Source organism: Sphingomonas gellani, from assembly GCF_900110035.1.
GTDB classification, from domain to species: Bacteria; Pseudomonadota; Alphaproteobacteria; order Sphingomonadales; family Sphingomonadaceae; genus Sphingomonas; species Sphingomonas gellani.
Genome location: NZ_FOCF01000008.1, coordinates 25,562 through 46,698 on the forward strand (window position 1 = coordinate 25,562; position 21,137 = coordinate 46,698).

Consider the following 21,137-nt stretch of genomic DNA (forward strand, 5'->3'; position numbering starts at 1 on the left):
GCCGGCCGTGCGCGGCGGCGGGAGCTAGCCCTCCTCCGCCCTCCTTCAGAACAGGCCCGGCACTTCGCGCTGCGCGGTGGTGGGCCGGTCCGGCGTCAGCAACTGTCGTGCATCCAGCATCGCCCGCGCGCGCTGCGGCTGGGTTCCACTCGACGCGGTGATGCGGGTGCAGCTCTTGCCCTCCACGAAGTCCAGCGCTGCCCTGGTCGATGCCTCACGCGGGTCGCCGAGCGGATAACGGATATCGTCGTTCGCCTGGCAGCTCGCCTCCACATAATTGGCGAGGCCGGTGTAATACGCACCCTGATGCGCGGCATTCTCCAGCGCGAACGCGATCACGCGCAGCCGGTCGTCGCATTGCGAGCGGTCCAGCGCGATCTGCCCGACCGGCTTGCCATAGGTGTTGCTGCCGACCAGCGCCGATGCGTTGTGCAGGTACGGGGTGAAGGCGTTGATGACATATTCGCTGGCCGACGCGGTGCCCCCGCTGCCGATGAATGCGACCCGCGTCGTCGCCATCGATTGCGGCTGCGGCGCGAATCTCGTGGTTTCGTTCTCCGCGGCCTTTTCGGGGCGGAAGGTGGTATAGCTCTGCACGTCCGCCGAACTGCGCCCGCCCCCGAGCAGGTTGCTCATCAGCTCCGCGATCGAAACCAGTCCGCCGCCATTGTAGCGCAGGTCGACCACGACCTCCGTCACTCCCGCGTCGCGGAAGGTGGCGAACGCGGTGCGCAGCGCGGGATCGGCGGTGGAGATGAAGGTGCGCAGGTTGACGTACCCGACCTTGTGCCCGCCATCGTTGATGATCTGCGCGCCATAGCGGCTGGACACCGGCGTCAGCGCGAAATCCTGCTTGGTCACCGTGACCGTGGACGTCGCGCCGGCCGCGCTGCGCACCTGGAACGCGGTTGCGGCACCGGCCGTGTTCGGCCCCAGCGCCGTGTTCAGCGCGTCGGTTCCGCCGGCCGCGTAGATGTCGGACACGCTGCGCAGGCTGTTGGTCGACGTGCCGATCGCCAGGATCTCGGTCCCCCGGTCGATCCCCGCCGCCAGCGCCGGCCCGTTCTCGAACGCCTCGGTGACGAACAGGCGATGCGATGGGTCCAGTCCCAGCCGCACGCCGAACCCCGCGCTGGAGCCCGAGTCGTAATAGGCGTTCTCCTCCTTGATGGAGGTCAGGTAGGTGAAGAACCGGTCCTTGCTCTGGCTGCGTGCCGTCGCCGTCAACGCGTCGACATAGCTGTCGACGGATGTGTACGGGCTCGGGTCCAGGCTGGTGGGCAGGGTGTCGGGGAACAGATACCATTCCTTCAACTGGGCAAAAGCCCAGTTCTGCCGCTCTCGCAAGGTGCAGCCGGCGGCCGTCGGGGTCGGCGTCACGGTGGGTGTCGGCGTGGGAGAGGCCGTGGTGCCTCCGCCGCCGCTGCTGCTGCCACCGCCGCCGCATCCGGCCAGCATCGCCGCCAACGCCAGCATCGTCCCCGCCCGCCCCGTGCGCATGATATTTTCCTCTGTTACCCCGATGCTTATCCGGCCGCTCGCGTCCTTACAATCCGGCGCGTCGCGGGACCGTCACGCCGTGATTTGAAGGGTTTGCGCCGATGTCGCGCAACCGCCTTGCGCACCGCTCGTTGAGGCGGGACTTGCCGTGTCGCATCCGGTGCGCGGTCAGCCGCATCCCTTGTTCGAGGAGGCCATCATGGGTCTGTTTTCCGCCGACATCAAAACCTTCCACGATCTGTACATCCACCAGCTGGAAGACATCTATTACGCCGAGCAGCAGATCACGAAGGCGCTGCCCAAGATGATCGAAAAGGCCAGCGACACCCAGCTGCGTCAGGGTTTCGAGACCCACCTGCGCGAGACGGAGGGCCAGATCGAGCGCCTGAAGCAGGTGTTCCAGCTGGAGGGCATGGCGCCCAAGGGCGTGACCTGCCCCGCCATCGACGGCATCATCAAGGAAGCCAACGAGGTCGCCGGCGAAGTCAGCGACAAGCGGGTGCTCGACGCCGCGCTGACCGCCGCCGCACAGGCGGTCGAGCATTACGAGATCAGCCGCTACGGCACGCTGATCACCTGGGCCAAGCAGTTGGGCAAAGCCGACGTGGCCGCGATCCTGCAGCAGACGCTGGACGAGGAAAAAGCGACCGATGCCAAGCTGACCCGGCTGGCAGAGGGCGGCGTCAACCAAAAGGCCGAACTGGCCGGCGCGTAATCGCCGCCCCGCCGCTGTCACGCCCCTCGGTCGTGGCGGCGGCGGACGGTCACAACCGGGCAACCGTTTCGGGGTCGTGCTCTCCGCCGAAGAAGCGGGCGAGTGCGGTCTCGAACGGTTTCCGGTCATCACCTTCCGCGACACGCGCGAACAGCGTCATCGACGATCGCAGCTTGACCGCGTCGATACCGCCCAGGATCGACTCGGCACTGCCCGATGCGGCCGTCACCGCTTTCGTCGCCTCGACGAGTCGCGGCCCGAGCAGGGGGTGCGCCAGATAGGTCCTCGCCTCCGCCCGCGACGAAATCGCGAAATAATGCGCAGTGGCGCTGCGCCCCAGCCCGGCGATCTGCGGGAATATGTACCACATCCAGTGGCTCTGCTTTCGTCCGCGGCGCAACTCCGCCAGCGCCTGGGCATAGACGCCGTCCTGTGCGGCTACGAAGCGATCGAGCGTGTGCGTTTCCATATGCCGCCAACGCGCGATCTGGCGCGTTGGACCCCCACACAGGGCAAGCGATCGAAGGAGGAACCATGCTCGAACACGTCCCCGCCTGGCTTGGCAAGGCGCTGTCCGGCGCGCGTGCGGGTATGGAAAAGGTGGCCGTGGCGCGTCCCGACCTGTCACCCTCCGGCGACCAGATCGCGACACTGTCGCTGAGCAGCACCGCCTTCGCCGATGGCGGCCGGCTGCCTGAGCGGTTTACTGCCGATGGTACGGGCGTGTCGCCGCCGCTGTCATGGCAGGCACCGCCCGCCGGCACAGCGCGTCTGGCGCTGCTGGTCGAGGATGCCGACGCCCCCGCGCCGCAACCACTCGTCCACGCGCTGCTGCACGACCTGCCCCCGGAAGCCGGCGGGCTGATGGAAGGCGCCATCGGTGACGAGGATGGCGGGTCGGCGGAGGCGGGTCGCAATTCGTTCGGTGGCGACGGCTGGCTGCCGCCCGACCCGCCCACCGGGCACGGGTCGCACCGTTACGTCTTTCAGCTGTTCGCGCTGGATGCCGGGGCGCCGGCGCTGGAGGGAACACCGGGACGCGGCGCCTTGATCGACGCCATGGCCGGCCATGTGCTGGCGGCGGGATTGTTGATCGGCACCTATTCGCGCGAGGAGGAGGCGCCTGTCGGGCCGGTGGGCGCCGCCGCGCCGGCGTGATCCGGCGCGGGCGTCACGCGAAGGGCGGAGCGCCGATCGCGATCAGAAGGGCCGTGACCCCGAAGGAGAACAGGGCGAGCAGGACGCTGCGAGACATGGGAAACACCTGTGCGGCGAGGACGGGTTCAGGCGACCGGCAGAACCGGAACGGCGGCGCTGATCGCGACAACCGCGAACATCAGCGCGGCGATGCCGGAGACAGTGGCGCGCTGAACGGCGGAGAGGCTGGCGAACATGGGAAATCCTTTCTGGTCACTGGCTCGATCCATTCGAGCCATGCCAGTCCCATTGCAGCCAGCATGCCAAATGAAGAACGTCTTGAAATCAGGGCAGAATGCTTGAAGGGCGCCTCGCGCGCCTGGTAAAGCACGCCGCGCCATTGGCGAAGGACGCCAGCTGTTGGCGCGTTCGGCTCAGCCGGTGCAGACCTGGTCGCGCCCCTGCGCCTTGGCGGTGTAGAGCAGCTGGTCGGCGCGCTCCATCGCATCCTCGCCGCGCTCGCCCGGATTAAGGGCGGTGACCCCGACCGAAATGGTGATGTTGCCGAGCAGCGCGTTGGTATCGCGACTGCGGAACCGCTTCAGCGCGATCGCCTGACGCGCCCGCTCCAGCAGCATGCTCGCGTCCTTAAGGTCGGTGTCCAGCATCAGGACGGCGAACTCCTCGCCGCCATGACGCACCACCAGATGGCCGGCACACGCATCGGCCAGCGCCTGACCGATCGCGACAAGCACCCGGTCGCCGACCGGATGGCCGTGCTGGTCGTTGATCAGCTTGAACCGGTCGATGTCGCACACCGCGATCGAATCGCGGCCGCCCGGCGCGCGGATCGCCATCGCCTCCGTCAGGGCACGCCGATTGGGCAGGCCTGTCAGGGGATCGCGGCGGGCGGTATCCTGCGCCTCCGCCAGCTTCTCGCGCAGCGCGTTCGCTTCCTGCGTGGCGCTGGCCAGCTTCGCCTCCGCCCGGCGGACGCGGGAGATCATGGAGCCGGTGATCCGCGCGATGTCCTCGATCCCCGGCAGACCGGCGGATCGGTTGATTTCCTCCGCGCTGGCGACGAGGTTGCGGCCGAAGTCGCTGGTTTCCTCACGCATCAGGCGCATCATGTCGGCAAAATCGTCGACCTGCGCCTGGGTCTGGGCGACCAGCTTCTCCGCGCGCTGCGCCTTGTCGTCATCCGAGTCGTTGGCGGCGGCCGCGACTTTCGCCTGCGGCCCGAAACGCAGGTCAACGCCCAGCGTCGTCATGTCCTGGCGACTGAGGCGCACGCCGCCGTCGGTGATGCGCGCCACCGCGGTGGCGAGCGGTCCGGTCGGGTCGGTGAGGACCGTGTAGACGAAGCTGTAGTTCTCCGGCTCCGGCCCAAGGCCGTGCGCCGCGAGGAACGCGCAGATGCGATCGAACAAATCGTTCGCTTTCCGCCACCGTGCTGCAACCAAAGCCGTCACCGATACCCTCCGTCGGCAACGGCTTAGGCCGAAAGGGTTAGCATCGTGTGACCGGATCGGCGGCAATTCCGATCCGGCCAAATGCTTCCAACTGTTGGCGATCAGTGGCGCAGGGCGCGCACCGCGGCCAGCGTGCGGCGGACGTGGTCCACCGGGCTGAGGTCGTCGTGCACCATCGCGATGCGGCCATCGCGCGCGATGACGTAGCTGGTGCGGCTGGTCATCGCCGTGGCCGTGCCGTCGGGCTTTTTCAGCACCACGTCATAGGATCGCACGATCGCCGGGGTCGCCGCCGCGACTGCGAACTTGCCGGCGCACTTCTCGCTGGAGAACGCTTCCAGCTGGTCGACATTGCCGGCGGTCATGCCGATCACCGTGGCCCCCGCACGCTGGAAATCGGCGATCGATTCGGCAAAGGCATGCGCCTCCGCATTGCAGCCGCCGGTAAAGGCCGCCGGGAAGAAATACAGCACCACCGGACCCCGGCGCAGAGCCGTGGCCAGGTTCACCGTGAACGGCTTGCCCGCCATCGCGCCCTGCGCGGTGAAGACCGGCGCCTTCGCACCCGGCGCCAGCGCGGCGGCGGCGGGACCGGCCAGCAGCAGCGCGGCGGCACAGGCGGTGATCGAGGCGAAACGGCGCATGACGAATTCCTTTGTCGCAAAGGGCGATAGCGGCTGGTCTAGCGCGTCGCCGGACGACGCGATAGGCGGTGCGCATGCGCGTTTCCCAAGCCGACCTCGCCCTCGCCGCCCGCCTCGCCGATGCGGCGGGAGAGGCGATCCGACCCTATTTCCGCGGCGACATGGGGGTGGAGCTCAAGGAGGATCGGTCCCCCGTCACCCTGGCCGACCGCGCGGCGGAGGCGGCGATGCGCCGGCTGTTGGATGCGGAGGCGCCGGGCGACGGCGTGGTGGGCGAGGAATATGGCACCAAGGAGGGCGTCACGGGGCGCACCTGGGTGCTGGACCCGATCGACGGCACGCGCAGCTTCACGGTCGGGCGCGCGATCTTCGGCACGCTGATCGCGCTGGTGCAGGATGGCTGGCCGCTGATCGGCGTGATCGACCAGCCGGTGCAGCGGGAGCGTTGGGTCGGCGCGGCCGGCCGGGCGACTACCTTCAACGGCGCGCCCGCACGAACCCGGACCTGTGCCGCGCTGGATGGTGCCACGCTCGCCACGACCAGCCCGCACCTGTTCGCGGAAGGGGATGTGGACCATTTCATGCGGCTGGTGGCGAAGGTGTCGGGCGGGGCGCCGCGCCAGGGGCCGGTCTATGGCGGCGACTGCTACAATTACGGGCTGCTCGCGTCCGGGCATCTCGACCTGGTGTGCGAAAGCGGGCTGCAACTGTACGACTTCGCCGCGCTGGTGCCGGTGGTGGAGGGTTCGGGCGGCCGGATGTGCGACTGGAACGGCGACCCCCTGACCGCGTCGAGCGAGGGCCATGTGCTGGCGATCGGCGATCCGGCGCGCGTGGACGACGTGCTGGAGGCTCTGCGCGGCGCGCACGATCACTGAATCGCGAGCCCTAGAGGCACTTCAAACCGTTGCGGGCGCCCCAAACGCCGCCATTTCGCTTTCGTTCCGGGGGTCGCAACCCTATATCGTCGTGATGGCAAGCACCCCCACGTCTCCGAACAATTCCAACGAATATGGCGCCTCCTCGATCAAGGTGCTGAAGGGCCTCGACGCGGTGCGCAAGCGGCCGGGCATGTACATCGGCGACACCGACGACGGTTCGGGCCTGCACCACATGGTGTTCGAGGTGTCGGACAACGCCATCGACGAGGCGCTGGCGGGGCATTGCGACCGGATCGACATCCAGCTGAACGCCGACGGTTCGGTGTCCGTCACCGACAACGGTCGCGGCATCCCGACCGGCATCCACCCGGAAGAGGGCGTGTCGGCGGCAGAGGTCATCATGACCCAGCTGCACGCGGGCGGTAAGTTCGAGAACACCAGCGACGACAATGCCTACAAGGTGTCGGGCGGCCTGCACGGCGTCGGCGTGTCGGTCGTGAACGCGCTGTCGGAGCATCTGGACCTGACCATCTGGCGCGACGGCGAGGAGCATTTCATGCGCTTCGCCCACGGTGATGCCGTCGCCCCGCTGGAAGTCGTCGGGAAAGCGGAGGGAAAGAAGGGCACGCGCGTCACCTTCCTGCCCTCTCCCGCGACGTTCAAGATCACCGAGTTCGACTTCGACAAGCTGGAGCATCGCTATCGCGAACTGGCGTTCCTGAATTCGGGCGTGCGCCTGTTCCTGACCGACGCGCGCCATGACGAGCCGAAGACGGTGGAGCTGTATTACGAGGGCGGGATCGCCGCGTTCGTGAAGTATCTCGACCGGTCCAAGACTCCGCTGATGCCCGAACCCATCGCCATTTCCGGCCAGCGCGATGCGATCGGCATGGACGTCGCGCTGGAATGGAACGACAGCTATTACGAGAACGTCCTCGCCTTCACCAACAACATCCCGCAGCGTGACGGCGGCACGCATATCGCCGCGTTCCGCGCCGCGCTGACGCGCACGCTCAACAGCTATGCCGACAAGTCGGGCATGCTGAAAAAGGAAAAGGTGTCGCTGACCGGCGACGACATGCGCGAGGGGCTGACCGCGATCGTGTCGGTGAAGCTGCCCGATCCGAAGTTCAGCAGCCAGACCAAGGACAAGCTGGTTTCCTCGGAAGTGCGCCAGCCGCTCGAATCGCTGATGGCGGACAAGCTGGCCGAATATCTCGACGAGAATCCCGCCCATGCGAAGGCGATCATCGGCAAGGTGATCGACGCCGCCGCCGCGCGCGAGGCGGCGCGCAAGGCACGCGAGCTGACCCGGCGCAAGGGCGTGATGGACATCGCCAGCCTGCCCGGCAAGCTGGCCGATTGCCAAGAGCGCGATCCCGCCAAGTCCGAACTGTTCCTGGTGGAGGGCGACTCGGCCGGTGGATCGGCCAAGCAGGGCCGCGACCGGCATTTCCAGGCGATCCTGCCGCTGCGTGGCAAGATCCTGAACACCGAACGCGCGCGGTTCGATCGCATGATCTCGTCCAAGGAGATCGGCACGCTGATCCAGGCGATGGGCACGGGCATCGGGCGCGAGGACTTCAACGCCGACAAGCTGCGGTATCACAAGATCGTCATCATGACGGACGCCGATGTCGACGGCGCGCACATCCGTACGCTGCTGCTGACCTTCTTCTACCGCCAGATGCCCGAACTGATCGAGCGCGGGCACCTCTTCATCGCCCAGCCCCCGCTGTACAAGGCGAGCAAGGGCCGGTCCGAAGTGTATCTGAAGGACGACGCCGCGCTGGACGATTATCTGGTGGAGGCGGGCGTCGGCTCCATGGTGCTGGACGGTCCTGGCGGCACCCGGTCGGGCGCGGACCTGAAGAGCCTGATCGATCATGCGCGCCGCATGCGGACGCTGATGCGCTACGTCCCGCGCCGCTACGACCCCGTCATCATCGAGGTGCTGGCGCTGGCCGGTGCGCTCGATCCCGAGCTGGATCGTGCGGGCCGCGAGGCGCGCATCGCGGAGGTCACGCGCCGCCTGGATGCCGGCGACGGCGAGGGCAAGTGGACCGCGCGCCTGACCGAGGATGGCGGCGTGCATTTCGAACGGCTGTGGCGCGGCGTCACGGACCATCACATCGTCGAGGCGACGTTCCTCGCCTCCGCCGAGGCGCGCAAGCTCCACGGTCTCGCGACCGAACAGGCGGACGCTTACGCCCATGCGGCCAAGCTGGTGCCGATGCGCCGGGCCGAAGCAGGCGATGATGCCGAGGCGGAGGTCGAAAGCGGCGACGGCGCGATCGGCACAGTCGGTGCGACTCTGGCGCGCGGCGAGACGCGGGTGGCGCGGCCCAGCCAGCTGCTCGACGCGATCCTGGCATCGGGGCGCAAGGGACTCGCGATCCAGCGCTACAAGGGACTGGGCGAAATGAACGCCGAACAGCTGTGGGAAACCACGCTGGACCCGTCCAACCGCTCCATGCTGCGCGTCACCAGCGACGACGTGTCGGCGGCGGACGAGGTGTTCAGCCGTTTGATGGGCGAGGTAGTCGAACCCCGCCGCGAGTTCATCCAGGACAATGCGCTGAACGTCGCCAATCTGGACGTCTGATCGACGCGAGCCGGCGGCCATGGCTTTCCGGCGGAGTGCGCTCCACTTCGCGGGGAAGCCTGGAGCCCGAGAGCAAGGCCACCGCCCGCACAATGATTGCGGGGCAAACGGGCGGGCACGAATACCGCAATACCGGGACCTAATGGGCCGGCAGTTCATCCAGCTCTGAAGGTGCTCCCGGCTTCCTTCTCCTTGTCCATAGAGCCGCGCCGGAAATGGCGTCCCGGCATGGTGCGTTCCTCGAGTCGCCTCCACGCCGCTCGCCATCCACCGCCGCTTGATCGAAACGGCGCACTAGGTCCTCACCACCCTTTGACAGCGGCCACGTGACTTTGACGTCCCCAAGTTGTTGCGCAATGCCGGTGCGGGCGCGCAACCGAATCGACCCTCCGAATGCCGAGGGTAACACGCCACGCGTGCGTAGAAGCGGTGCAGGGATGAAGAGGACGACGCCATGACCATCGACGACGCGCTTGCCGGCCTCGGCGCGATCCAGCCTGGCAGCGGTCTGGACGGCCTGGAACAACGCGTCCTCACGCGCATCGCGGACCGGCGGGCGGGCACGGTGTCGCACGCCAGCTTGGCCGGCGTCGCGCTGCTTGCGTTGGTGCTGGGCGTCGCCAGCAACGCACTGCCGGAACGGGCGCAGGCCTCGTCCGCCCCGTTCGGCATGACAACCGCGCTCGCGCCGTCGACGCTGCTGCTGGACGCGCAATGACCGGCTGGCGGCTCGCCGTGGTGGCAGCGGTCGTCTTCCTGGCGGCGCTGTGCGGGGTCTGGGCGGGACGGATGCTGCTGCCCGCGCCCAAGGACCAGTCGGTCGCGATCCACGACTTCGTCCATGACCGGCTCGACCTGGACGACGGGCAGAAGCAGCGCCTGCATGCCATGGAGCAGCGGTTCGCGATACGCCGCGCCGCGCTGGAGGCGACGATGCGGCAGGAGAATGCGCAGCTGGCCGCCGCGATCCGGACCGAGCACCGGATCGGCCCAGGCGTGTCGGCGGCGGTGGACGCATCGCATCGCACGATGGGCACTCTGCAAAAGGAGACGCTGGCGCACATCTTCGCGATGCGCAGCCTGCTGCGTCCGCAACAGGCCGCGAAGTTCGACGCGGCCATTACCGGGGCGCTGACCGAAAGCCCCCGATGACCCCGCCGGCCGCGGACCGCGGCGACGGCGACCTGGTCGCGCGGGCGATGGCCGGCGACGACCCAGCCTTTGCCGCGCTCGTCAGCCGTCACAAACAGGCGCTGCACCGGCTGGTCGCGCGCATCATCGGTGACGAGGACGAGGCGGTGGACGTGGTGCAGGACGTGTTCGTCGCCGCACATGGCGCGCTGGCCCGATACGATCCCGCGCGGCCGCTGCGTGCCTGGCTGGCGCGGATCGCGATCAACAAGGCGCGCGACTGGCGACGGCGGCGATTGGTGCGGCGGCTGGTGTCGGCGGTGTTTCCGGACAACGCGGCGGAGATCGCGGATCGCGGCCCTGCGGTGGACACGGTCGTCGCCGGACGGCTGGAACTCGCCAGGGTCGGCGCGGCCATGGCGCGGCTGCCCGCCAACCTGCGCGAGGTGCTGGTGCTGCGCACGGTGGAGGGCTTTTCCCAGGCAGAGGCGGCGCAGGCGCTGGGCATCGTCGAAAAGGCGGTGGAGACGCGGCTGTATCGGGCGCGCCAGCGGTTGCGGATCGAACTGGACCGGGATCGCGGCCCGGCATGAGGGGTGCGCCGTTCCGATGCGTATGGTCGGGCAAGCTTCCGGATCGGGAATTGTAATGACGCTGATGTTGAACCGCCGCGCGCTGCTGCGCGGCACCGCCGCCGGGGGCACGGCCGCCGCGCTGTCACCCTGGCTTCCCGCCTGGGCGCAGCCCGTGTCGGCCGGCGCGGCGCGGCCGCTGCCCGTCGTCTCCGGCGAGGACATCCACCTGCGCATCGCGCACCAGATGATGACGGTCGACGGCCGCGACCGTCACGCCATCGGCATCAACGGAACCGTCCCGGCGCCCCTCATCCGCCTGCGGGAGGGGCAGACCGTACGGCTGCATGTCGAAAATGCGCTGGACGAGGACAGCTCGCTGCATTGGCACGGCCTGTTGGTACCGTTCCAGATGGACGGCGTGCCCGGCGTCAGCTTTCCCGGCATCGCGCCACGGTCCACCTTCACCTACGAATTCCCGGTCCTGCAATCGGGCACCTATTGGTATCACAGCCATTCGGGACTTCAGGAGCAGGTCGGGCTTTACGGCCCGCTCATCGTCGATCCAGCGGGCGAGGATTCGATCGCATCGGATCGCGAGCATGTACTGGTTCTGTCCGACAGCACGCCCCTTCATCCGCACGCGCTGTTCACCCGGTTGAAGCAGCAGGGCGGTTACTTCAATTACCAGAAACAGACGCTCTCCGGGCTGCTTGCCGGCCGGGACCAGCCGCTGAGACAGCGGCTTGCCTGGGGCAGGATGCGGATGGACCCGGCCGACGTCGCGGACGTGACGGGGGCGACCTACACCTATCTCGTCAACGGCCATGGGCCGGGCGACAACTGGACCGGCCTGTTCACGCCGGGAGAGCGCGTGCGGTTGAGGATCATCAACGCGGCGGCGATGACCACATTCAACGTCCGCATTCCTGGCCTGGCGCTCACCGTCGTCCAGGCCGATGGCCAGCAGGTCCGCCCCGTGGAGGTGGACGAGTTGCAGATCGCGGTCGCGGAAACCTACGACCTGATCGTCCGCCCGACCGACGAGCGTGCCTATACGATCGTCGGCGAGAGTGTGGACCGGTCGGGCATGGCACGGGCCACGCTGGCACCGCGCGCCGGCATGGCCGCGGCGGTGCCGCCGCTGCGGCCCCGCCCCCTTGCCGACATGAAGGACATGGGCATGGGCGCAATGGATGGCATGGCCGGGATGGCCGGGATGAACCACGCCACCCCCTCCCATGCCCCCGCCGCCGCGTGCCCCCCGGAACATGCCGCCATGGGGCATTGCGCACCGCCCGACGCCGAGCCACCGCCTTCAGCCGCGCCGGCCGCAGCGCCGATGCAGCACTCCATGCGCGATTTCTCCTCGGCGCCAGAGGTCAAGCGGACACCCACGGTGCAGACCATCGCCCCCATGCCGGTCGATCGCACAGGCGATCCGGGTCAGGGGCTGGCCGATATCGGCCACCGGGTGCTGGTGTACCGAGACCTGGTGGCGGTGAACCGCAACCCCGACGTTCGCGCGCCCGATCGATCGATGCGCATCCACCTGACGGGCAACATGGAACGATACATGTGGGCGCTGAACGGCGAAAAGCTGAACGAGGTGAAGGCGCCCATCCCGTTCCTGAAGGGGGAGCGGGTGCGCGTCACCCTGGTTAACGACACGATGATGGGTCATCCGATCCACCTGCACGGGCACTTCTTCGAATTGGTGACCGGGCACGGCGACCATGCACCGCGCAAGCATACGATTCAGGTGCAGCCGGGCGGCTCCGCCACGTTCGACGTCACCACGGACGTTGTCGGCGACTGGGCGTTCCACTGCCACTTCTTCTACCACATGCATGCCGGGATGATGCAGATCGTCACCGTCCGCCCCCGCGAAGGAGAGGCGGCGTGATCGGAGCCATGATCCTGGCACTGCTCGGTCCGGCTTCGGGCTGGGGCGACGCGGCCGATGCCGGCCAGCCGCAGCAGATGCCCGGCATGACCATGCCCATGCCGCCGCAGCCGGCGCGCGTTGCCGAGGACCCGTCCTGCTCGCCCGAACATGCCCGCATGGGGCACTGCGTTCCTCGCGCGGCGCCCCCTCAGGAGGCACCGGCCGCACCAGCACCCGCCGGAACCGACCTGCCGGCAGGCAATGCGCCAGCGCCGGCCGCGCCGCAGCCGAAATATGCGGACCGGTTCTGGGACCACGATGCCATGACACGCGCGCGCAACCAGATGCGCAAGGAACATGGCGGCGTCACCTTGTCGCAGATGATGCTGAACATCGCGGAGGTTCAGCCCCGAGGTGGGGCAGACGGCTATCGCTGGGACGGGGATGCGTGGTTCGGTGGCGACGTCGACCGTCTGGTCGTGAAGGGCGAGGGCGAGGGACGCTTTGGCCGGCGTGCCGACACGGCGGAGGTGCAGGCGCTCTACAGCCGGGCGATCGGCCCCTATTTCAACCTGCAAGGCGGCGTCCGCCAAGATCTGGCGGCGGGATCGCGGACCTATGCCGTCGCCGCGATCGAGGGACTGGCGCCCTATTGGTTCGACGTACAGGGCGCGCTGTTCCTGTCGGACCATGGCGACCTTCTGGCGCGCGCCGAAGCCTATTACGACCAGCGGATTACGCAAAGGCTGGTTCTCCAGCCGCGCCTGGAGGTCAACCTGTCGGCACAGGACATTCCGGCGAGCCGGATCGGTTCGGGCCTGGTCGATGCGGAGTTCGGCCTGCGCCTGCGCTACGAGGTCGCGCGAAAGTTCGCGCCCTATGTCGGCGTGTCGTGGGAACGCCGGTTCTCCGCCTCCCGCCGGTTGGCTCGCCTGGCCGGGGAGGACACGGGCGGGGTGACGATGGCGCTGGGGCTGCGCGGCTGGTTCTGACGCGGCCGATTTGTTGGAGGCGACGTGTGTTCCCTAGCAGCGCGCCATAGCGCAGCTATCATCCGGCTCTTCGCGCAATCGGTTCTTGGTAGATCCGGACGCGAAGATCGCGCGCAGGTCAGCTGATCGTTTCGGCAGGCTCCGTGCCCAGCGCAGCATGCGGATCGGCACCGCGATGGACCCGCACGCCCGACACGGTGAGCAGGCGCGGCGCGGCGGGTGCGACCGCAGGAGCGGCGACGGCATCCGTCGTGGCACCGGCGATCTCCGCGACCACGCCGTCGCGATGCACGGTCACCAGCCCTGACGCATCGCCGCCGACATGGACGGCGACCTCGCCGATCGGCTGCTCGCCCGGCATGGCAGGGCCGATCATCGGCTCACGCCCGGCATAATCCTGACGAAAGCTGAGCGCGCGTTCCATCGCGCCCTGCCACCGGTAGAAGATGTGGCTGCCCACCATGCCGATACGGTTGAGGCTGGAGGCCCACCACGGCAGCACGTAATTGGCGTGGTAATAGGTCGCCGCGCCGACCGGCAGGTACACCGACCCCGACAGCGCCATCGTGGCGACCGCCTGCGCGCGTGCCCAGGCGGCGGGCTCGCGCGGGCGGAGCATCGATCCGTCGCACGTGAAGCTGAACTGGCACCCCGTGCGCCGCGTCGACCCCTGATAGACGACGCCGCAGATGCTGGCCGGAAAGGCGCGGTCCCGGACGCGGTTCAGCACGACCTGTGCCACTGCACGCTGGCCATCGAGCGACTCGGATCGTGCCTCGTAATAGATGGCGGCGGTCAGGCATTCGGCGGCCCGCGCCGCGTCGTCGGGCGCGATCGCGGCGGTGGAAAAGGGCGGTGCCGCCTCCACCGCCAGCGCCGCCGCCACCGGCTTCGCCGCCAGGTCGACCGGCACCTCCAGGTCCAGTTGGCGCAGCAGGGTGCGACTGTCCGCGACCGGGCGCGGCGACACCGCCGCGACATGCGGCAGGTTCGCGGTGCCGGGCGACACGGCAGGGACACAGGACGACGCGCAGACCAGCGCGGGTATCCCGATCAGAATGGGCTTTCGCATCGAACGTCCGACCGTTTCGGTTCGGTCGCCCTTACCCCTCCCATGGTAAGGGGTTGGTTAAGCCGCCCGGCTTTCCCGCGCCGCCCGCTTGGCCGACCCGTCGGTCAGCGCCCAGCGCAGCAGCGAACCCACGCCCGCCATGCCGGCGCGGATCGCCGGACGCGCGCCGCCGGGCCGCTCCAGCCCGTGCAGCCGCGCGGCCCAGGGCGGCAACAGCGCGATGCCTCCCTCCATCATCAGCGCCTGCATCGGCGCCAGCGCCAGGCTGTGCGGTTGCTGGGCGATCAGCGCGCGCGCCACCGAACGGGTGCGCGCATCGACCCGCAAGGTCGGGCGGACGGCCGTGAAATAGCTCTCCACCCCGCTCACCGTCACCGGCACGTCCACCGCGCCCAACCGCCGTGCGACCTGCGCCATCTCCGCCAGGTAACGGTCGGCGTCCGCATCGCTCATCCCCGGCTCGCGGTAGCGGCGGTGCGCGGCAAGGAAACTCGACACCTCCGCCACATGCACCCAGGTCAGCAGGTCCGGATCGTTGGCCGAATAGGGCGTGCCGTCCGCCAGCAGGCCCTGCACCCGGTCATGGATGCGCCGCACACGCGCGATGAGCGCCTCCGCGGTGGCGGTGGAGCCGTAGGTAGTGCCGGAAATGAACTGCGCCGTCCGCTTCAGCCGCCCCGTCATGTCGCGGCGGAAATTGCTGTGATCCCATACCCCGGCCAGCGCGGCGGGGTGCAGCATCTGGATCAACAGCGATGCGATCCCGCCCGCCATCATCGCGGTGAAGTCGCCATGCACGCGCCAAGTGAGCGAGTCGGGGCCGAACAGCCCCGGGTCGCCCGCCGGCCGTGTCAGGTCGACGGCACCGTCGCCGAAGCCGACCATGCGGTGGACCTGTTGCTGGATCGTCGATCGAATGTCGCCCATCCCCACGATTTAGGATAGCGTGGCGATCAAACCACTCGCCCGGGAGGGAAAAATGCTCCGCTCATTCCGTTTGCTGGCGTCGGCGCTGATGCTGACGGCGCTGCCCGCGTCCATCGCCCTGTCGCAAGGGGGCAAGGTATCGGCTCCCGCGCCGTCGGCCGCGATCCAGGCGGCACTGGCCGATCCCGCCCGCGCCGACCAGGCCGCCGACGATGCCCGTCGTCAGGCGGCGGCGGTGATCGCCTTTGCCGGGGTGAAGCCGGGTGACTCGGTGATCGATTTCCTGCCAGGTGCCGGTTACTGGACGCGCATCTTTTCCCCGCTGGTCGGCCCCGGCGGCCATGTCGACGCGCTGTGGCCCTCGATCGCGGCCAAATATGCGGAAAAGCAGCTGCCAGCGCTGCAGGCGCGCGGCCTGACCAACGTGACCGCGGAGGTTCAGTCGAGCCCCTTCCCCACCGTCGCCAAGCCCGTGGACTTGTTCTGGACCGTGCAGAACTACCACGACATCCCCGCCGCCGGGATCGCGCAGTTCAATGCGGCGGTGCTGAAGGCGTTGAAGCCGGGTGGCATCTACCTGATCGTGGACCATGCCGATGCGCGCGGCGCGCTGCCCTCGGCGGCCGGCAACAAGCACCGGATCGATCCCGCCGTGGTGCGGTCGCAGGTGCAGGCGGCGGGCTTCCGCTTCGTCGGGCAGTCCAGCGTGCTCGCCAATCCGGCGGACGATCACAGCAAGCCCGTGTTCGATCCGGCGGTGCGCGGTCATACCGACCAGTTCGTCTTCAAGTTCCGGAAACCCTGAAGCGCCCTCGAAGCGTCCGTACCTGCGCGGGCGCCTCGTCACTCACCGAAACAGGTCGGGAACATCGACCGACCATCCTCGTTTTATCGTCCACGGGACGGCTGGATATCGGCGCGACCCCGATCCTTGAGGAGCATCATGACCCGCACCACCCTGGGCCTGTTCGGAGTTCGCCGCCAGGCCGCCACCCCCGCGACGCGCGCGCCTGCCGATTGCATGGCCGGACTGACCCCCATCGAACGCTCCGCGGCGGAGGCGATCATGCGCCAGGGCGGTGACCGACGCCGGGGATAAGCCAGCCCTCCGGATTACTGCCAGTGCGGTGAGCCGGGACGGCGGCGGCAGGGCGATGGCCGGGGCGTCGATCTCCAGCGCGCGGTTGGTCGCGTTGACGTGACGGCGGGCGGAAGTATCGACTCCCTCGCGCTTTCGAAGACCCGCCGGCGTTTGGCAGGGACTCAGCGCTGCGGCATGTCGCCGAAGCAGCGGACAAGGATGTCGATTCAGTCCGCCGCCGAATGCTCGACAACGTTTGGTGGTGAAACAGCGCTCCCGGCGTCGCCAACGCAGCGAGTTGAGGCGGCGACGACAAAGACGCTACTCTGCGACGCCGATCAGCCCGCTGTTAGCGAGGCGCACCAGCGGCTGAAACCCACGCGCTATCGCTCGGGAATTACCTGCAGCGCATTATAAGAATGCTCGTCTCGGCCGCTTGGCCCGTTCGAAGAAGACGCCCCGACGGTCTGTGAGAGATGTCTCCAATGCCATCCCTGTTCGCCGCTCATGTCCGGCTGCGTCGGCCTGCAATCTGTCGCTATCGCGCAGCCAGCGCGGCAAGCCTGAGGCGCCGGATCTGCGACCACAACTATTATCCACGGCTAACTGACGAAGCACCGTCCCCATTCTGCCGGCGCTTTTTGCAGCGACATTCGGTCGTCAGCGGACCGGAGCGATCAACCGATTGCGGCGCGCAACGTCGCCCGGCAGCCGCTATACGCCGAATCGTATTCGACCACCGATTGCAGACTCTGCGCCATGGCGCGGATCAGCTTCGCGCCCAGTCCCGTCCCCTTCGGCTCGGCATCGACCCGGATGCCGCATCCGTCATCTTCCACCGCCAAGCGGAACCCGTCGTCGCCGTCCCGCAGCAGCGCCACGCGCACTTCGCCGGCCCCGCCGGGCGGATAGGCGTATTTCAGCGCGTTCGTGACCAGCTCGGTGACGATGACTCCCAGCGACACCGCCTTGTCGGTGGGAAGGCGGATCGGCTCGGCGGAGAAGATCAGCCGCCGCTCGCCATTCTCCGACCCCCAGGCCTCGGCCAGTTCGTCGACCAGCGCGCCCAAATATTCCTGCATGTCGACGCTCTCGACATGGTTGCTGGTGTACAGACGCCGGTGAACCTGCGCGATCGCACCGATGCGGCGCTGCGTGTCGTCCAGCGCGCTGCGTGCGCCCTCGTCCGACAGGGCACCGGCCTGGAGGCGCACCATCGCGGACACGAGCTGGAGCGAGTTCGCGACCCGGTGGTTCACCTCCCCCAGCAGGGCGGCCAGGCGGGCGTTGCTGGCGCGCAACCCCTCCTCCGCCTCGACCTTTGCGCGTTCCAGCGCGGCGCGCGCGCGCACGGCCTCGAACGCCGCGGACAACAGGTCGTAGAAATCGTCGCCGACGGTCTTCACCACGTAATCGGCCGCGCCGGCCTTCAGCGCCGCGACCGCAATGCGCCCCTCGTCGGAGCCGGTGACGTAGACGATCGGGGGCACGTTCGGCAGCGCCTGGAGGCGACCGACCGTTTCCAGCCCGTCCAGGCCGGGCATGTAATGGTCCACCGCGATGACGTCGAATTGCTCGGCGGCGGCCAGCGCAACGCCGTCCTCGCCACGCTCCGCACCGGTGACGCTGTAGCCGCGCCGTTCCAGCGCACGCGTCGCCAACCGACGGATGCCCGCATCGTCGTCGATATACAGGACGCGGGCGCCCGTCTCGCTCATCCCACGGTCTCGACGTCGGGCACCTGGATCACCGTCAGGAACAGGCCCAGCTGCCGGATCGCCTGCGCGAAGTTCTCATAATCGACCGGCTTGGTGATGTAGACGTTGCAGCCCAGGTCGTAGCAGCGCTGGATCTCCACCTTGTCGTCGGTGGTGGTCAGCACGACCACGGGCGCGCGGCGCAGCGGGCTGTTGTCCGCCTTGATCCGCGACAGGATGTCGGTGCCGCTCATGTCGGGCAGGTTGAGGTCGAGCAGGATCAACGCCGGCCCGTTCTTCGCCGGGCCCTCCGGCGCCTCGAACAGATAATCCAGCGCGGTGGTGCCATCGGTGAAATGGCGGATGTCGTTCATGATGCCGGCGCGGCGGATGTTCTTTTCGATCAAACGCGCATGCCCTTCATCGTCCTCGATCATGACGATGCCGACGGCCTGGTGCTGGTTCATGCGTTCGAATCCTGAGAGTTCTGGAAGGTCGCGGGAAGGTTGAGGCGAAAGGTTGCGCCCTCGCCCAGTCGCGACGCCACATCGATGGTGCCGCCGAGACGATAGGCCAGCGCACGCACATGCGCCAGTCCGATGCCCTCGCCTGGCTGATCCTGCGCGCCGGAGCGGCGGAACAGGTCGAAGATGCGCTGGTGATCGCGCGGGTCGATGCCGCGCCCGTTGTCTGCGACCGCGATCACCACCCGTTCGCGCATCCGGGTCGCGGACACGGTGATGCGGCCGGGGCGACCGGGTTGCAGATATTTGGTCGCGTTCTCGACCAGGTTGGACAGGATCTGCTCCACGGCGAAGCGGTCGCTGTTCAACGTCGGCATCGGCCGCTCCACCGTGACCGTCGCGCCCCGGTCGTCGATGACCTGACGCATCGCGGCAATGGCCGTGTCGGCGATGGCGGCGATGTCCAGTGGCTCGGGCGCGATCACGCGGCGCCCCTCGCGCGACAATTTCAGAATTGCGTTGATCAGCCGGTCCATCTTCTGCGTGGAGGTGCGGATGAACTTGATCGCTTCGGGCAGGTCCTCGCGCGCGGCCAGTCGCATGTCGTTGGTCAGCAGGTCGGGCGCGCGTTCCTCGACCCGGTCGATCAGCTCGCCCAGCGGCACCGTCGCGCTGTCCAGTTCGGCCGTGAAGCCCATGACGTTGACCAGCGGAGAGCGCAGGTCGTGGCTGACGATATAGGCGAAGCGCTGGATCTCTTCGTTCGCACGGCTGAGGTCGGCGGTGCGTTCCGCGACCTGTTCCTCCAGCGTCCCGTTCAGCCGGTTGAGCTGGTCGCGCGACGACGCCAGGTCGCGGGTGTAGCGCAGGATGGTCAGCAGGCTGACGATCGCGACCACCAGCAGGATCGCGCCGGCGATCGACAGAACGGTGTAGAACAGTTGCAGGCTGCGGCGCTGGTCGATGTCGCGGATCGCCAGCAGGCGGCGTTCCTCGCCCAGCATGGCCGACATCCGGGCGCGGATGCCGAGCAGGCGCTGGCTGCTCGCTTCTTCGGCAAAGGCGATCAGGGCGGCACTGCGCCGACCGGCATCGATCATCGCGAAAGACCGCGTGCGCAGGGCGAGAAGGTCGGACAGGCGCGTGCGCAGGTCGGCCACGTTCGCGCGCTGACGCGGATTGTCGGACGTCAGGGTGGTGACCCGGGCCATCGCCGGCGGCAAGTCCCGTGTGTAGCGGTCGTAATTGTCGCGATAGACCTGATTGCCGGTCAGCAGAAAGCCGCGGCGCGTCGTTTCCCCACGCTCCACCAGGACGCTGACGCGGTCCAGCGCCACTTCCACCTCATAGGTGTGGGCGACCGAGTCGGTATGACGCTGATTCTCCCGCATCGCCCATGCCGCGGCCAGGCCCGCGACGAACAGGCACAGGAATCCCAGCACCATGAAGCCGACCAGCACCCGGCCGATGCGGCTTTTACCTGAGGCGAGGCGATTGGAAATGCCGAACATTCCGCCCGCGCTTACGCTGGCGAAACGAACTTGGCCAGTCGTCTCCGTTTGCCGGTGGTCAGAGCAGCAGTTCCTGCGCGTCCGGACGGCCGACGAAACCACCGCCCCGCCGCCGCGCCCGTTCCGTCTCAGCGGTGAACCGCACGTCCGCATCGCGATCGGTCAGGAAGTTGGCCAGGCTGTCGTCGCTGATCTCGCGCCAGTCCTTGCCCCGGTCCAGCCCGGTGCGCACGCGCGGCAGCAACCCCGGCTGACGCGACCATTCCAGCAGTTGCGCGACACCCGCCTCGTTCAACTGATCGCGCAGATGGTGCGCGGTGACATAGGCGTCGGGAAACGCGCGGTGCGCCGGCAGGCCGCGTTCATGCTCCAGCCCCTCTGGCTTCCGCCAGTACCGCAGCACCTGATTGGAAAAGGCGGGGCTTTGCGGCCACAGCCGCAGCGCGCATTTCCACGTGCAGATCCACTCCGCGCCACCCGACAGATTGGGCGAACAGAATTGCTGTTCGAAGTCGGCGCGATGCGCGGCCAGTGCGACCCGACGTGGATACGGGTCCAGAACGCGGCGCGCCACGTCCTGCCACCACGGCGCATCCTGCACCCATTCGTCCAGGATATGGTGCACCGCCTGGGTAATCGGCGGGATCGGCCGGCCCGGATTGACGAACAGCTGTCCGCCCTCACCCTCCAGCCGCCAGAGCCCGTCCGCCCCCAGCGCCACGTCCTGCCAGCCGATTTCCAGCACCCCGTGCGCGGGCGGCGCATTGCCGGTGGTTTCCAGGTCGATGACGCGGATGATCTGCGGCTTGGGCGGAGGCATGGGCGTGAATTTGGGGGCTTCCTCCGCC

General features: G+C 68.3%; 21 protein-coding genes. 11 read left to right on the forward strand and 10 right to left on the reverse strand.

Features of this window, described 5'->3' with window-relative positions; genetic code table 11:
* Positions 1–45: 45 nt before the first annotated feature.
* Complete coding sequence (locus BMX37_RS14415) at positions 46–1,500, reverse strand: S41 family peptidase (protein ID WP_244501613.1); 1,455 nt, start codon at positions 1,498–1,500, stop codon at positions 46–48.
* A gap of 199 nt (positions 1,501–1,699) precedes the next feature.
* On the opposite strand from BMX37_RS14415, the gene BMX37_RS14420 reads away from it, so the two are divergent.
* Positions 1,700–2,215: a YciE/YciF ferroxidase family protein gene (locus tag BMX37_RS14420; protein WP_093666598.1), complete on the forward strand. Its 516-nt coding sequence runs from the start codon at positions 1,700–1,702 to the stop codon at positions 2,213–2,215.
* Between the two features lie 49 nt (positions 2,216–2,264).
* Here the strand turns inward: BMX37_RS14420 and BMX37_RS14425 are convergent, their stop codons facing one another.
* Positions 2,265–2,684 carry a DUF1810 domain-containing protein gene (locus BMX37_RS14425; protein ID WP_093666477.1) on the reverse strand — a complete coding sequence of 140 codons (420 nt, stop codon included), beginning with the start codon at positions 2,682–2,684 and terminating at the stop codon, positions 2,265–2,267.
* A gap of 65 nt (positions 2,685–2,749) precedes the next feature.
* Here BMX37_RS14425 and BMX37_RS14430 point away from each other — a divergent pair, with 65 nt between their 5' ends.
* Entirely contained in the window at positions 2,750–3,373 is a 624-nt protein-coding gene (locus tag BMX37_RS14430) for a YbhB/YbcL family Raf kinase inhibitor-like protein (RefSeq protein ID WP_093666478.1), read from the forward strand.
* Positions 3,374–3,786: 413 nt separating this feature from the next.
* Here the strand turns inward: BMX37_RS14430 and BMX37_RS14435 are convergent, their stop codons facing one another.
* Both BMX37_RS14435 and BMX37_RS14440 read right to left on the reverse strand, forming a co-directional pair.
* Complete coding sequence (locus tag BMX37_RS14435) at positions 3,787–4,782, reverse strand: GGDEF domain-containing protein (RefSeq protein WP_244501614.1); 996 nt, start codon at positions 4,780–4,782, stop codon at positions 3,787–3,789.
* Between the two features lie 143 nt (positions 4,783–4,925).
* Positions 4,926–5,468 (reverse strand): peroxiredoxin, encoded by a 543-nt coding sequence (locus BMX37_RS14440; RefSeq protein ID WP_093666480.1) that lies wholly within the window; start codon positions 5,466–5,468, stop codon positions 4,926–4,928.
* 74 nt (positions 5,469–5,542) lie between these two features.
* Between BMX37_RS14440 and BMX37_RS14445 the strand changes: the two genes are divergently transcribed.
* The 7 genes from BMX37_RS14445 to BMX37_RS14475 all read left to right on the forward strand — a co-directional run bounded on the left by BMX37_RS14445 (position 5,543) and on the right by BMX37_RS14475 (position 13,537).
* Entirely contained in the window at positions 5,543–6,346 is an 804-nt protein-coding gene (locus tag BMX37_RS14445; protein ID WP_093666481.1) for an inositol monophosphatase family protein, read from the forward strand.
* 94 nt (positions 6,347–6,440) lie between these two features.
* A complete protein-coding gene (gene gyrB / locus BMX37_RS14450) occupies positions 6,441–8,954 on the forward strand; it encodes a DNA topoisomerase (ATP-hydrolyzing) subunit B (RefSeq protein WP_093666482.1) in 2,514 nt (837 codons plus the stop codon).
* Positions 8,955–9,408: 454 nt separating this feature from the next.
* Positions 9,409–9,672: a hypothetical protein gene (locus tag BMX37_RS14455; protein WP_093666483.1), complete on the forward strand. Its 264-nt coding sequence runs from the start codon at positions 9,409–9,411 to the stop codon at positions 9,670–9,672.
* Positions 9,669–10,106 (forward strand): periplasmic heavy metal sensor, encoded by a 438-nt coding sequence (locus BMX37_RS14460; protein ID WP_093666484.1) that lies wholly within the window; start codon positions 9,669–9,671, stop codon positions 10,104–10,106. Before BMX37_RS14455 ends, BMX37_RS14460 begins: the two co-directional genes overlap by 4 nt.
* Entirely contained in the window at positions 10,103–10,678 is a 576-nt protein-coding gene (locus tag BMX37_RS14465) for an RNA polymerase sigma factor (RefSeq protein ID WP_093666485.1), read from the forward strand. Before BMX37_RS14460 ends, BMX37_RS14465 begins: the two co-directional genes overlap by 4 nt.
* A gap of 55 nt (positions 10,679–10,733) precedes the next feature.
* Positions 10,734–12,563, forward strand: a complete 1,830-nt coding sequence (locus BMX37_RS14470; RefSeq protein WP_093666486.1) for a copper resistance system multicopper oxidase — start codon at positions 10,734–10,736, stop codon at positions 12,561–12,563.
* Positions 12,560–13,537: a copper resistance protein B gene (locus BMX37_RS14475; protein ID WP_244501615.1), complete on the forward strand. Its 978-nt coding sequence runs from the start codon at positions 12,560–12,562 to the stop codon at positions 13,535–13,537. Before BMX37_RS14470 ends, BMX37_RS14475 begins: the two co-directional genes overlap by 4 nt.
* 118 nt (positions 13,538–13,655) lie before the next feature.
* Here the strand turns inward: BMX37_RS14475 and BMX37_RS14480 are convergent, their stop codons facing one another.
* Together BMX37_RS14480 and BMX37_RS14485 are read right to left on the reverse strand one after the other, a co-directional pair.
* On the reverse strand, positions 13,656–14,609 hold the full coding sequence (locus BMX37_RS14480; protein ID WP_093666487.1) for a cell wall hydrolase: 954 nt from the start codon (positions 14,607–14,609) through the stop codon (positions 13,656–13,658).
* 57 nt (positions 14,610–14,666) lie between these two features.
* On the reverse strand, positions 14,667–15,536 hold the full coding sequence (locus BMX37_RS14485) for an oxygenase MpaB family protein (RefSeq protein WP_093666488.1): 870 nt from the start codon (positions 15,534–15,536) through the stop codon (positions 14,667–14,669).
* Positions 15,537–15,588: 52 nt separating this feature from the next.
* Between BMX37_RS14485 and BMX37_RS14490 the strand changes: the two genes are divergently transcribed.
* Positions 15,589–16,341, forward strand: a complete 753-nt coding sequence (locus tag BMX37_RS14490) for a class I SAM-dependent methyltransferase (protein ID WP_093666489.1) — start codon at positions 15,589–15,591, stop codon at positions 16,339–16,341.
* Between the two features lie 138 nt (positions 16,342–16,479).
* Positions 16,480–16,635, forward strand: coding sequence for a hypothetical protein (locus BMX37_RS18880; RefSeq protein ID WP_170841988.1), 156 nt, complete (start codon positions 16,480–16,482; stop codon positions 16,633–16,635).
* Positions 16,636–17,294: 659 nt separating this feature from the next.
* Here the strand turns inward: BMX37_RS18880 and BMX37_RS14495 are convergent.
* The 4 genes from BMX37_RS14495 to BMX37_RS14510 are packed head-to-tail and all read right to left on the reverse strand — an operon-like array spanning position 17,295 to position 21,109.
* Positions 17,295–18,335 carry a sensor histidine kinase gene (locus tag BMX37_RS14495; RefSeq protein WP_093666490.1) on the reverse strand — a complete coding sequence of 347 codons (1,041 nt, stop codon included), beginning with the start codon at positions 18,333–18,335 and terminating at the stop codon, positions 17,295–17,297.
* Positions 18,332–18,781 carry a response regulator gene (locus tag BMX37_RS14500; RefSeq protein ID WP_093666491.1) on the reverse strand — a complete coding sequence of 150 codons (450 nt, stop codon included), beginning with the start codon at positions 18,779–18,781 and terminating at the stop codon, positions 18,332–18,334. Before BMX37_RS14500 ends, BMX37_RS14495 begins: the two co-directional genes overlap by 4 nt.
* Positions 18,778–20,289, reverse strand: a complete 1,512-nt coding sequence (locus tag BMX37_RS14505) for a sensor histidine kinase (RefSeq protein WP_093666492.1) — start codon at positions 20,287–20,289, stop codon at positions 18,778–18,780. The genes BMX37_RS14500 and BMX37_RS14505 overlap by 4 nt, the downstream gene beginning before the upstream one ends.
* Before the next feature lie 58 nt (positions 20,290–20,347).
* The gene (locus tag BMX37_RS14510; protein ID WP_093666493.1) at positions 20,348–21,109 is read right to left on the reverse strand and encodes an exonuclease domain-containing protein; all 762 of its coding nucleotides are present in this window, start codon (positions 21,107–21,109) and stop codon (positions 20,348–20,350) included.
* Between the last annotated feature and the right edge of the window lie 28 nt (positions 21,110–21,137).

What these genes read in the sequence shown, in the direction of transcription:
- BMX37_RS14415 (WP_244501613.1), bottom strand. Translation starts at nt 1,500, where the DNA reads ATGCGCACGGGGCGGGCGGGGACGATGCTGGCGTTGGCGGCGATGCTG.
- BMX37_RS14420 (WP_093666598.1), top strand. Translation starts at nt 1,700, where the DNA reads ATGGGTCTGTTTTCCGCCGACATCAAAACCTTCCACGATCTGTACATC.
- BMX37_RS14425 (WP_093666477.1), bottom strand. Translation starts at nt 2,684, where the DNA reads ATGGAAACGCACACGCTCGATCGCTTCGTAGCCGCACAGGACGGCGTC.
- BMX37_RS14430 (WP_093666478.1), top strand. Translation starts at nt 2,750, where the DNA reads ATGCTCGAACACGTCCCCGCCTGGCTTGGCAAGGCGCTGTCCGGCGCG.
- BMX37_RS14440 (WP_093666480.1), bottom strand. Translation starts at nt 5,468, where the DNA reads ATGCGCCGTTTCGCCTCGATCACCGCCTGTGCCGCCGCGCTGCTGCTG.
- BMX37_RS14445 (WP_093666481.1), top strand. Translation starts at nt 5,543, where the DNA reads ATGCGCGTTTCCCAAGCCGACCTCGCCCTCGCCGCCCGCCTCGCCGAT.
- gyrB (WP_093666482.1), top strand. Translation starts at nt 6,441, where the DNA reads ATGGCAAGCACCCCCACGTCTCCGAACAATTCCAACGAATATGGCGCC.
- BMX37_RS14455 (WP_093666483.1), top strand. Translation starts at nt 9,409, where the DNA reads ATGACCATCGACGACGCGCTTGCCGGCCTCGGCGCGATCCAGCCTGGC.
- BMX37_RS14460 (WP_093666484.1), top strand. Translation starts at nt 9,669, where the DNA reads ATGACCGGCTGGCGGCTCGCCGTGGTGGCAGCGGTCGTCTTCCTGGCG.
- BMX37_RS14465 (WP_093666485.1), top strand. Translation starts at nt 10,103, where the DNA reads ATGACCCCGCCGGCCGCGGACCGCGGCGACGGCGACCTGGTCGCGCGG.
- BMX37_RS14470 (WP_093666486.1), top strand. Translation starts at nt 10,734, where the DNA reads ATGACGCTGATGTTGAACCGCCGCGCGCTGCTGCGCGGCACCGCCGCC.
- BMX37_RS14480 (WP_093666487.1), bottom strand. Translation starts at nt 14,609, where the DNA reads ATGCGAAAGCCCATTCTGATCGGGATACCCGCGCTGGTCTGCGCGTCG.
- BMX37_RS14485 (WP_093666488.1), bottom strand. Translation starts at nt 15,536, where the DNA reads ATGGGCGACATTCGATCGACGATCCAGCAACAGGTCCACCGCATGGTC.
- BMX37_RS14490 (WP_093666489.1), top strand. Translation starts at nt 15,589, where the DNA reads ATGCTCCGCTCATTCCGTTTGCTGGCGTCGGCGCTGATGCTGACGGCG.
- BMX37_RS18880 (WP_170841988.1), top strand. Translation starts at nt 16,480, where the DNA reads ATGACCCGCACCACCCTGGGCCTGTTCGGAGTTCGCCGCCAGGCCGCC.
- BMX37_RS14495 (WP_093666490.1), bottom strand. Translation starts at nt 18,335, where the DNA reads ATGAGCGAGACGGGCGCCCGCGTCCTGTATATCGACGACGATGCGGGC.
- BMX37_RS14500 (WP_093666491.1), bottom strand. Translation starts at nt 18,781, where the DNA reads ATGAACCAGCACCAGGCCGTCGGCATCGTCATGATCGAGGACGATGAA.
- BMX37_RS14505 (WP_093666492.1), bottom strand. Translation starts at nt 20,289, where the DNA reads ATGTTCGGCATTTCCAATCGCCTCGCCTCAGGTAAAAGCCGCATCGGC.
- BMX37_RS14510 (WP_093666493.1), bottom strand. Translation starts at nt 21,109, where the DNA reads ATGCCTCCGCCCAAGCCGCAGATCATCCGCGTCATCGACCTGGAAACC.